The 11,589-nt window shown below is 36.3% G+C and carries 11 protein-coding genes; 7 read left to right on the forward strand and 4 right to left on the reverse strand.

The genetic code is table 11. From position 1 onward, the window contains the following. Nucleotides 1–35: 35 nt before the first annotated feature. Both ACIQX2_RS18045 and ACIQX2_RS18050 read left to right on the forward strand, forming a co-directional pair. Nucleotides 36–716, forward strand: a complete 681-nt coding sequence (locus tag ACIQX2_RS18045; protein WP_402853644.1) for a phosphoribosylaminoimidazolesuccinocarboxamide synthase — start codon at nt 36–38, stop codon at nt 714–716. Nucleotides 717–850: 134 nt separating this feature from the next. After that, the gene (locus ACIQX2_RS18050) at nt 851–1,291 is read left to right on the forward strand and encodes a YtoQ family protein (protein WP_402853646.1); all 441 of its coding nucleotides are present in this window, start codon (nt 851–853) and stop codon (nt 1,289–1,291) included. A gap of 56 nt (nt 1,292–1,347) precedes the next feature. Here ACIQX2_RS18050 and ACIQX2_RS18055 read toward each other — a convergent pair whose 3' ends face one another. Together ACIQX2_RS18055 and ACIQX2_RS18060 are read right to left on the reverse strand one after the other, a co-directional pair. Continuing rightward, on the reverse strand, nt 1,348–2,328 hold the full coding sequence (locus tag ACIQX2_RS18055) for a tRNA dihydrouridine synthase (protein ID WP_402853649.1): 981 nt from the start codon (nt 2,326–2,328) through the stop codon (nt 1,348–1,350). Nucleotides 2,329–2,552: 224 nt separating this feature from the next. Then, entirely contained in the window at nt 2,553–3,062 is a 510-nt protein-coding gene (locus tag ACIQX2_RS18060; protein ID WP_402853651.1) for a YfiT family bacillithiol transferase, read from the reverse strand. A gap of 271 nt (nt 3,063–3,333) precedes the next feature. Between ACIQX2_RS18060 and ACIQX2_RS18065 the strand changes: the two genes are divergently transcribed. Further along, nucleotides 3,334–5,085, forward strand: a complete 1,752-nt coding sequence (locus ACIQX2_RS18065; protein WP_402853654.1) for a PhoX family protein — start codon at nt 3,334–3,336, stop codon at nt 5,083–5,085. A gap of 363 nt (nt 5,086–5,448) precedes the next feature. Here the strand turns inward: ACIQX2_RS18065 and ACIQX2_RS18070 are convergent, their stop codons facing one another. Further along, the gene (locus tag ACIQX2_RS18070; protein ID WP_402853657.1) at nt 5,449–6,402 is read right to left on the reverse strand and encodes a zinc-binding dehydrogenase; all 954 of its coding nucleotides are present in this window, start codon (nt 6,400–6,402) and stop codon (nt 5,449–5,451) included. Nucleotides 6,403–6,570: 168 nt separating this feature from the next. Here ACIQX2_RS18070 and ACIQX2_RS18075 point away from each other — a divergent pair, with 168 nt between their 5' ends. Next, complete coding sequence (locus tag ACIQX2_RS18075; RefSeq protein ID WP_402853660.1) at nt 6,571–7,164, forward strand: TetR/AcrR family transcriptional regulator; 594 nt, start codon at nt 6,571–6,573, stop codon at nt 7,162–7,164. Nucleotides 7,165–7,603: 439 nt separating this feature from the next. On the opposite strand, the gene ACIQX2_RS18080 is transcribed toward ACIQX2_RS18075, so the two are convergent. Further along, entirely contained in the window at nt 7,604–8,455 is an 852-nt protein-coding gene (locus tag ACIQX2_RS18080) for a DegV family protein (protein WP_402853663.1), read from the reverse strand. A gap of 462 nt (nt 8,456–8,917) precedes the next feature. On the opposite strand from ACIQX2_RS18080, the gene ACIQX2_RS18085 reads away from it, so the two are divergent. The 3 genes from ACIQX2_RS18085 to ACIQX2_RS18095 are packed head-to-tail and all read left to right on the forward strand — an operon-like array spanning nt 8,918 to nt 11,515. Beyond that, nucleotides 8,918–9,937: a LacI family DNA-binding transcriptional regulator gene (locus ACIQX2_RS18085; RefSeq protein WP_402853666.1), complete on the forward strand. Its 1,020-nt coding sequence runs from the start codon at nt 8,918–8,920 to the stop codon at nt 9,935–9,937. Next, a complete protein-coding gene (locus tag ACIQX2_RS18090; protein WP_402853669.1) occupies nt 9,934–10,890 on the forward strand; it encodes a nucleoside hydrolase in 957 nt (318 codons plus the stop codon). Before ACIQX2_RS18085 ends, ACIQX2_RS18090 begins: the two co-directional genes overlap by 4 nt. A gap of 22 nt (nt 10,891–10,912) precedes the next feature. Further along, nucleotides 10,913–11,515 carry an ECF transporter S component gene (locus ACIQX2_RS18095; RefSeq protein WP_402853672.1) on the forward strand — a complete coding sequence of 201 codons (603 nt, stop codon included), beginning with the start codon at nt 10,913–10,915 and terminating at the stop codon, nt 11,513–11,515. Nucleotides 11,516–11,589 lie beyond the last annotated feature (74 nt).

Here is an 11,589-nt window from a genome sequence, read left to right on the forward strand (position 1 = left end):
CAATATTATGGCTAAAATCATAAAGGAGTTTTGACATGAAGCATGTTTATACAGGAAAAACAAAAGATGTTTATGCATTAGAGGATGGCAACTATCTCCTACAATTCAAAGATGATGTTACTGGGGTTGACGGTGTGTTTGATCCAGGTGCCAACACAGTTGGTTTGACAATTGAAGGTGCTGGTCGTTCAGGCTTAAAGCTTACAAAATACTTTTTTGAAGTATTAAAGGAAAAGGAAATCCCAACTCATTATGTGAATGCTGATATTGAAAAGGCGACGATGACTGTAAAGCCTGCTGAAGTTTTCGGAAATGGGCTTGAAGTCATATGCCGATACCGTGCTGTAGGAAGTTTTTTGCGTAGATATGGATTATACGCGGAAGAAGGGCAGTCACTCGATGCTTTTGTCGAAGTGACTATTAAGGACGATGAGCGCGAAGACCCTCCAATTAGTGAAGATGCTTTAGATATGCTTAGAATATTATCTAAAGAGGAATATAAAGTTTTAAAAGAACTTACAACGCAAATCAGTAATGTCGTAAAAGAAGAGCTAGCGAAGAAAGACATTGAGTTATACGATATTAAACTTGAATTTGGACGTACTGGTGAAGATAAACAAATTGTTCTGATAGATGAAATCTCTGGTGGTAATATGCGTGCTTATAAAGACGGAGAATATATCGAACCATTAGAATTAGAAAAACTGTTCTTATAAGTACCGACGAAAAGAAAATGAAGAATCGAGGACATAACATATTTTCATGTTACGTCCTCTTTGACGCTTACTTTGAAAACTTCCTTATATTAGATACAATATAAGGAAAGTCAAATAATATTGGAGGAATTAAAATGGAACTTACTGTTTATTTAGCTGGTCAGATTCATGATGATTGGAGAGAAGAAGTTGCAAAAAAAGCAAAAGCAAAAAATCTTCCTCTCTTATTTGTATCTCCGCAAACAAACCATGATCGTTCAGACAATATCGGCGAAGAAATTTTAGGAAAACAGCCGTCAAACCTTTATAAAGATGATGCAGCATCAAATATAAACAACTTCAGAACACAAGTATTAATGCAAAAAGCCGATATCGTCATAGCCTTATTCGGAGAAAAATATAAACAATGGAATACAGCAATGGATGCCAGCACGGCCATTGCCATGAACAAGCCGACGATTATCATTAGACCTGAATCATTAATACACCCATTAAAAGAGCTATCAAACAAGGCAAATGTAACCGTAGAAACCGTTGATCAAGCAATAGATGTCATCAGTTATATTTTTGATTGATATCAAGATAAAAAAAACAGTGAGTTGGAATTCTACTCACTGTTTTTTCATTATAATTATTCTTGTGTCTCATCAGCATTCTTTGACTCAAAACTATCGAGCAATGCACGCACTTCATCAGTTGACTTTGTGTTCATCAATTGATTTCTTAGTTCACCGGCTCCACGGAACCCTTTGACATAAATTTTGAAAAAGCGATGCAGTGCAGTGATGGAGCGTGGCAAATCTGCTGCATATTGATCTTGAAGATCGAGTTGCAATCGTAGAAGATCCAAGTATTCCTTAGTAGTATGCTCTTTCGGTTCTTTTTCGAAAGCAAAAGGATTTTTAAAAATACCACGACCAATCATAACCCCATCAATACCGTATTTTTCAGCAAGCTCCAACCCTTTTTGACGGTCAGGTATATCACCGTTAATAGTTAGCAAAGTATTTGGTGCAATACGATCTCGCAATTTTTTAATTTCCGGAATAAGCTCCCAATGCGCATCAGCTTGGCTCATTTCCTTCCTTGTGCGTAGATGAATGGAAAGATTCGCGATGTCTTGCTCTAATATATGTGTTAGCCAGTCCTGCCACTCTTCTAATTCTGTGTAACCAAGTCTTGTCTTCACACTAACAGGCAAACCTCCAGCTTTTGCGGCTTGTATAAGTTCTGCTGCAACGTCTGGACGGAGGATCAGTCCGCTCCCTTTTCCTCTGGTTGCCACATTCGGTACAGGGCAACCCATATTAATATCGATACCTTTAAACCCTAGCTCTGCCATACCAATACTCATTTGACGGAAATATTCGGGATTATCCCCCCAAATATGTGCCACCATTGGCTGTTCATCTTCGGTGAATATTAAGCGACCACGCACACTTTTCATGCCCTCTGGATGACAATAGCTATCTGAGTTTGTAAACTCTGTAAAAAACACATCCGGTCTACCGGCTTTACTTACGACTTGACGAAAAACAACGTCGGTCACATCTTCCATTGGTGCAAGTACGAAAAAAGGTCGTGGTAAATCACGCCAAAAATTATCTATCATATAAAAATTCAAATCCTCTCACTATGGTGTATCTGTTGGTTAAAATAATAAAGTCATTATTATAGTATAACCTAGCTTTTTTATTTTTTCTTCTACCATGTTTGCTACTCGAAAAACAGAAGCAAAGCAGACGGTTAATTAGAAATGCATTATCGCACTTCTATACCGTCTGCTTTTTATATTTTATCACTATTTAGTTAAGTAAAACTTCTATATATATTATTTCATTTTGATATTGCGATTTTTATATGTGCTAAGTGATGCTCTTCGTGCCAAGCTAATTTTGCCACTTTTTTGGCCACTTTTATCTCGCCGTTTGTTTGGTGAGTAAATACTCGATCTAATTGCTCTTCCATTAAACTTTGCCCTAAAGATAAGATACGCTCATTTATTCCTTCTAGCATTTTAATAGAACTTTCTACTGGAAGCAATGTATCCGGTTGAATAGCCCACTTTTCTTCATTAAAACCTGGTACTAATGGATTCTCATCAGTTAAAGCTAGCTTCAAACGCTGATACATGTTCAACTGAGAATCTGCAATATGATGAACAAGCTGGCGAACTGTCCAGGCACCCTCACGATACGTTTTGTTTAATTCCTCATCACTTAGAGTGTCAACAGTTTCTCTAAGTCGCACCGTGTACGTTTCGATTTCCTTTAGCCATTCTTGAATATTTTCTAATGTAACTTTTTCAGGAACTTGTAATTCTCCAATTGGGTATCTTACATCCATTTTCAAACCCCTTTTCCCTCATCTATATTTATTATTTATTGGTATTAACACTTAATATATCAATACGCTCAGATGTTGTAAACCTTCAATATAAAGATTAAATATGTTAAAAGGCCTATATTATTATATTTTTTTCCTCTCAAAACATAGGAACATAGTTTTGTTTTTATTATAATCTAAGAATTTTACAATTTTTTAATAGCTCCTTAATATTACAAATTTAGCATCATAGGTGGAACTAAAATTAACTAACCCTATTGGAGGTAATTTAATGAACAAGAAAAAAATCATCATTCCACTATTAAGTGCAGCAATTCTATTTCCTTCTGCTGCCAATGTGTTGGCCGAACCAAATAAACCAATTGATACTGTAAAATCGGTTGAATTTATCAGCATGCCTGTACCTGCTACTAATGCGGAAAAATCAAAGATGTACAGTGAAGCTAACGTAAAGGTTACATTAAATGATGGTACTGAAAAAACGTTAAATTTGGATTACACTCCACTAGCACAGCCTGGAGATGTCATTAACGGTAAAATTTTAGGGGCCGCATACGACGTCAACGGCAATATCATTACAAATGCAAAGGGCGAACCTATGGTTTCCACTTCACCAGACGCTAACTCACTCCTCAGTGTAAATGGAAAAAGTGGCAAATTACACATGATCAGTCATTTTGAAAGTATGCCAAATAATGAAATTGGAACAGTCCCAAGAGCGTTATATTTAAATACAGTCCAGCAGGATAAGAAAACCGGCGAGATGAAAATCACCGATATCGAGCCAATTGATTTTTCAGCTTACGGAGGAGTTTGGACACCTTGTGCTGGAATCTTATCACCTTGGAATACTCATTTAGGCAGTGAAGAATATGAACCGAATGCTCGTGCCCATGAAGCAAATCCAGAAAAGTCCAGTGTAACGCAATTTGCTCGCAACTATTATCAAAATCCAAATGCAATTGGAAACCCTTACCTTTACGGCTATACAACAGAAGTATCCGTTCATCCAAATGGAAAAACAAATGCGGTTAAACACCACAGTATGGGGCGCTTATCTTTTGAAAATGTAACAGTCGCACCAGATAATCGCACGGTTTATTATGGAGATGACGGCGACTATGTGATGTCCTTTATGTATATTGCAGACGAAGCTAAGGATTTATCAGCCGGTACGTTATATGCGGCAAAATTTGAGCAAACCAGTGCTGAAAACGGCGGTGCTGGTAATATGAAATGGATTAAATTAGGACATGCAAACGATGAAGAAATTAAAGAATTAGCTGAAAATCTTACTTTTAGTGATATTTTTGAAACGACCACTGATGCTACTTATGCAAAAGCCAATGGATTCAGCCATATTAAAACTTCAGCTGGTGAAGAGTATTTGAAAGTCAAACCAGGTATGGAAAATGCAGCAGCTTTCCTTGAATCCCGCCGTTATGGTGCTATACTTGGAGCAACTTCTGAGTTTAATAAGATGGAAACACTCACATTCAACAAAGGAGATAACAAAATATACATGGCTATGTCTACAATTGCAAAAGCCATGGAGGAAAATCCACTTGATCCTGTAGACGATATTCGCTTACCAAAGATTAACGCTGGCGGCATTTATGAAATGGATATAGCTGAAGGACAAACGGACCGTGAAGGTACAGCAATTGATAGTGATTATGTGGTTACTAGTATGTCAGCCCTTTTAGTCGGTAAAGACATCCCGAAAGATGCCGAAGGTAACAAAGCACATCTTGATCAAATCGCAAATCCGGACAATATTGTCTACTCTGAAAACTTGAGAACTTTGTTTATTGCTGAAGACACCGGCAACCATATAAATAATGTTGGCTGGGCTTATAACGTGGATACAAAAAAACTTTCTCGAATTATTTCTGCTCCAGATGGCGGTGAAGTAACCGGTATTCAAGCCATTGATGATTTAAATGGACATGCCTACTTAATGGTAGGTTCTCAAAATCCTGGAAACATTGGATATATCAAAATGCCTTCTATAAAAAAATAATAAGGTAATAGTTTGGAAACGTTTATACGGTTCGTGATAACCCCCATTTGGTATAGTAGATTGTCCATAAACTACTACCAAATGGGGGTTTTTCTATGTTTAAACCAAGCCACACATTCTACATGTGCGGAGTGTAGGGGCAACACAAGGTAGGTTTAATTAAATAGTTGGGTTCCTATTTCAGTGGAGTCTAGCTATTTTTCTAATACATATATTTCACAAATATTTAACAATAAAACCAGGCTGGGACATAACTAGCTTCAAATATAAAAGCCTGTGAAATTTTACGACAAAATTTCACAGGCTTTTTCATTTTAAAGGATTGTTTTATACCAACCTCTACCTTTTAAAGAAAACTTACATTTATTCAAATACGGCTACTAAGCGGCCTTTTACTTCATGATTTTTCAGTTTTTCTATACCTTTGTCGATCTCTTCAAATGGAATTGTGATCAGATTTGGACTCATTTTTCCAGTAGCGAAACAATCATATACACCTTTTAAGTCTTCTACTGACCCACCATTACTTCCTAAAAGCTTAATTTCTTTTGTAATCATTAAATAAGTATTGATATTCGATTCTAATTTACCCATACCAACAATTACAACTGTTCCTTGTGGTCTTACAGCTTCCAGTGCATCTGAAGTTGTTTGTCCAAAACCAGCAAAGTCAACAATGACATCACATTCTGCTTCTTTCATATCTAGAACAGTATCAAATACTTTATGAGCCCCTAGTTCTTCTGCAAGTTTTCGTGCGCCTTCAGAAACATCTGTAGCGTACACTTCGCATCCTTTAATTAATGCCATTTGTAGAGCGAATTGACCAAGTCCACCAATACCGATAATTCCTAATTTTGTACCTTCTTTGGCTTGTCCAATACTAAAAAGAGCACGGTAAGCTGTGATTCCTGCATCTGTTGAAGCTGCTCCTTCTATAAAGGAAACGCTTTCAGGAATGACTACACATTGCTGAGCAGGAACACGCACTTTCTCTGCATAACCTCCGTCATAGGTGTACCCAGCAGTTATTTTCGTTTCTCGATCCATTGGGTTAGCCCCAACGCGGTCCCCAACTTTAATATCTTCAACACCTTCACCCACTTCAATAACTACCCCAGCAAACTCATGCCCCATAATAACAGGACCATTTGGGAAAAGTGGCATCCAACCTGGATCTTGTAATGCTGCAACGTCCGAATGGCATAGACCAGCAGCTTTCACATCTATAACAACATGACCTGGTATAGCTTTTGGATCTTCTTTTTCAATAAGTTCTAGTGGTTTATTTGTACCTGAAAATAGCCAGCCTTTCATACAATCGCCTCCAAATTATTCAAATCTCATTTTTTGTAACTCCCAAAATAATTCTAGCTACATTTATAGTTTACTAGGTTTCTCTTTCTGTAAACCATCCTTAATATTTGCTATAATGTTGAGGAAACCAACACTTTCATCAAATCTGTCTAATAGGAGAGGAATATGATGAAATCCAATTCTTCCCAAGCTTTGCGTACAAAAAATTTCTTAAAAAAGGCATTTATTGAAATGGTACATAAAAAGGGATTTAGTGCTGTTACGGTGAAGGACGTTGTTGATTATGCTCAATATAATCGAACAACCTTTTATGTGTATTATCAAAACATTTACGAACTGGTAGAAGAGTTAATGGATGAAAAGTTTGAAGCCATACAGTATTACAGCATGTCTAAATACCAAAGCGATAGCCGAGTAACAGTAAAAGAGTTGACAACAAACTCCTTCGATTTGTTGTATTATGTTTACGATCACCGTGATTACTTCACGTTATTACTTTTAGAAGATACATTGCCACACATGCACCAGCAATTGCCTGAAGCAATTTTTAACTTATTAACATCTAAATTTGATATTCAATACGGAGCATCTTTTGTGGATGATCATTCCCAAAAACGATATATGGCTTATGGTACGGCGGGGTTAATAACGGACTGGATTACGAAGGATTTTGATGTGACACCAAGTGAAATGACTAAACGTTTCATACATATTTTTAATACCTTTGCAAATGGGTTTGTCATAAAAGAAAATGACACCTAACAAATTTTGGAAATATTTATTTTCACATGTTGTTTACGAGATAACTATTAAATTACGAAGTTTTTCTTCTATACAATTTTCCTTTTAATATTAGTATCGATAAGGTCACATGGTTAATATAGCAAACATAGTCTAAACAATTTACTATTCACACTTTATTAGTTGGTAAATACACTCACCTTAACAAGCATAAAAGAACGAATTCCACCAAAATCGGAACTCGTTCTTTTAATTATTATGCTAACTTCAACCACGCGACTGCTTCACAATGTGGGGAGTTTATGTGGCAACACATTGTGTTGGTAGATTTTATGTCTAGATTTAATTAGGATTATTCACTATTCTCTAATTGCTATGTTTAATAATATTCTTTGACACCGAGCTAATATTTATTAGTACACCATGCGATATGTTAAAGATGTTTTTTTCAAACCTTTTTCTAATATTCTATTCCTGCAATCCCAAAACCTCCAGGTCCAGCATGGGTAGAGATCATTGCACCTGCTTGCATCCATGTTACATTTTCGAAACCTGTTTCCTTTGCGATTTCATCCATTCTTTTCTTAATACTTTCATCAAGTCCGATAGAGTAAATCAAAAATAGCTGTTTTCTATCAATATCGTATTGATTTAAGTAATCTCGCATGAGCTTTTCCGCAACTATGCCCATATTCCCACGATATTTTCTAGTGGAAACGAGCTTTCCTTCTTTTAATTCAATGCAAGGCTTTATTTTTAACAACGCCCCACCAATATAAGCAACGTTACTTACCCGCCCTCCTGCCCTGAGAAAGTCTAAACTGCCGGGAAGGAAAGCCAACATTGTTTTAGGAACTACGGATTCTATTTTTTTTATTAATTCTACATGACCAATAGAAGGTTCTTCTTCAAGGATAGCAACCGCATACATGACGATTAAAGCTAATCCACCTGTAACGTTTAGTGCATCAATTAAGAAAATATCTTCAAAATCTTCAGCTGCTATTAATGCACTTTGAAAGGAAGCAGATGCTTTTGACGTATAACCAATGTGAATAATGATACTATCAGGAAAATCTCTTCTAATTTTTGTGAAAAGTTCATGATATTCATGTACATTCGTTGCTGTAGTAGAGGGTATTTTTTTGGTGCGACTATGATAATCAAAAACCTCCTCTACAGATAGCTCCCCATCTAAATAATCCTTCCCATCCATGATGACATGCATAGGTACTACTTGAATTTGATATTTTTCTACCAGGTCCTTAGGTAAATCCGCTCCACTCTCTGTCGATAAAATAATCCTTCTCATTGTACATTCCTTTCAAATAGCACAGCCATTCCTGCGTACTTATTTATTTTATTTATCCTAAATATACACTAGAAGGGGAAATTATCCATTATATTAATCAGAAAATTTCCACAAGTAAAGGAATCTCAACAATTAACTGAGCAAAAAATATTGATAATTTACTACAATTCCAAAGGTGTAGTGGCAATAATAAGTTAGACAAATAAAGCTTCTCGGTAACGAGTAATGTAAAATCATCTATTCTATCTCCAATTAACTCTACGATACTTACTAGAATGAATTCAAAATCCGTTCCCTTTTCTTTTGTTTTTCATTGGATTCAAGGCTAATAGGCTTCCCCTTTACACTTACTTACAATAAAAAAATAATCATTGACAAATGAAACCGTTTACAATAATCTGAAAATTAGTTAAACGTTTTCGTAAAACGTTTTCTTTAACTGTAGGAACAGGTGATTAATGTATGGTGAAGTTAACGATTAAAGACATTGCAAGGGAGGCAGGTGTTTCCATAACTACCGTTTCACGAGTGTTAAATAATAAAGAAGAAGGTATGTCTCAAAAAACTCGTGAAAAGGTTCTGCGGGTAATGGAAGAGCTAAATTATCAGCCGAATAAACTAGCACGTGGTTTAGTAACTAAACGATCCAATATGCTCGGGTTAATAGTACCTAATATTTCCAACCCGTTTTTCCCAGAGCTTTGCAGAGGCGCTGAGGATGAGGCAAATAAAAAAAACTATAGTCTTATTATTTGTAATTCAGATGATCAATCTCAAAAAGAAGAAAAATATTTACGATTGTTACAAGAACAACAGGTGGACGGAATTTTACTTTCAAGTAAGAATCGACTCTCAAAGACTAGTAAAAACCAATTACAAAGTGGAAAAATTCCATACGTATTGTTTGACCGTGGAGAAGAAGCCAGTAACCAATCTGGTGTTTTTTTAGATAACGAACAGGGTGGATATCTTGCTGGAAAGCATCTGACCGATTTAGACCACACCCAAATTGCATGTATGACTGGACCAACTGAAATTCTAAATTCACAACAAAGACTTTTAGGATTTCGACGCTCCTTAAAGGAGGCCTCCGTTGAACTTCCTAAATCATTCGTTCTAATTGGTGATTTTCAAATGGAAACAGCTTATCGATTAGCAAAAGAATTTCTACAGAATAACACCGTGAGTGCAATATTTGCTTGTAATGACTTGATGGCTTGCGGCATTTATCAAGCAGCTCATGAATTAGGAATTCAAATACCTGATCAACTATCCATCATTGGTTTTGATGATATTCCTTTAGTTACTGCTTTAATCCCAAAACTAACTACGATTAGACAAGGTACATATGAAATGGGAAGAAAAGCCATAGAGCTACTCATAAATGAAATTGAAAATAAATCATCTGAAGGAGTAGTCTTTGAACCTACTTTAATCGTCAGAGAAAGTACGAAAAAATTAAAAAGAGGTGTAGATCTATGACAATACCAGTTATTATCGATTGTGATCCAGGAATAGATGATGTTATGGCATTAACGCTTGCTTTTGCACATCCGGAACTCGATATCAAATTAATCACAACAGAGCCTGGTAACCAGACTCAAGCAAAAACGATATATAATGCTCTAGCTTTTACTAGTTATATGAAACAAGATATTGAGATTGCTAGAGGACTAGATAATCCCTTTTTCCGCCAACTTGAAATTGCTGATGAAGTGCATGGTGACAACGGACTTGGGAATGTCGATTTTCCTGAGCCAACTATTCAATTAAGTACTCGAACTGCAATTGAAGCGATGAAAGAAACACTATTATCTAGTGATCAACAAATCGTACTTATTGCGACAGGACCACTAACAAATGTTGGCGCTCTTCTTTTAGCACATCCAGAGGTTAAATCGAAAATTAAATATATCTCTTATATGGGTGGTGCGGCTGTCGGAGGAAATATGACACCTACTTCTGAATTTAATGTATATGTAGATCCTCATGCTGCAGATATTGTTTTTCGTTCTGGAATTCCTATAATAATGAGTGGTCTAGATGTCACTCATAAATCTTTTGTCACACTGGAAGAATTAAATGAAATAGAGGCAATTGGTTCTGATTTTGCGCATAAAGTAGTGAAAATGCTTCGTTTTTACGTACACGCCGCTAAACAAACAGCTTTCCACGGTCCTGAATTCAAAAGTCGCATCCGTTTACACGATCTCTGTGCAGTGTCTTATGTGTTAACACCTGAACTATTTGAAGGCGATGACTGTCATGTTGCAGTGGAACTTGAGGGCAAACTTACTGCTGGAACAACTGTTGTAGACTATGAACAACGAACTGGGCTTCCGCATAATGTGAAAGTATTACATACGGTTGACAGAGAGAAATTCGTCGAACAATTTCTGGATGCCGTTAAAACAATGAGCCGTCACATCGGCTAAAAATGATAAGGGGGAGAAATGTATGAAACGTAGTTTTAAAGATGATTTTAATATGATGGCGATGTTACTTATTCCTATTGCGGTAGCTGTTAACCTTGTAGGCTTTCAGCTAGCCAATGTACTTCGCTTACCAATTTTCTTAGACACAATCGGAACAATTCTAGTAGGTGTAATTGCAGGTCCTTGGGTTGCGCTACTAGCAGGACTTATTACAAATTTAATCAATGCAATCTTTAACCCTGTTTATTTACCTTATGCATTAACGTCTATGGCAATTGGAGTTGGAGCAGGTTATCTATCTAAATATGGATTTTTCAAAAAATTACCAAAAACCATTGTTTCCGGTATCATTATCACTTTTATAGCTGTTATTGTCTCTGCTCCAATCACTGTGCTTGTATTTGGAGGCGCAACAGGAAATACTTCTTCTCTTATTACGGCAACTTTCTTAGCTTCTGGTCAAGAATTATGGACGGCTGTATTCTCTTCCAGTTTTATCACAGAGATTGCAGATAAAGTTGTTTCCGTATTAATTGTTTATTTCATCGTCAAAGGGATGTCAGACCGCTATTTGTCTAAGATGAATTATGGTCATTTGTATATGAAACGAAATAACAAGCAATAATTCCTTCTCTTCTCGTTCAACCCGTTGAGCACAACAACAGAACGAGAAGAGATTATTTGTATAAGGGGGCGCAT

The organism is Psychrobacillus sp. NPDC096623, from assembly GCF_044762655.1.
GTDB lineage: Bacteria > Bacillota > Bacilli > Bacillales_A > Planococcaceae > Psychrobacillus.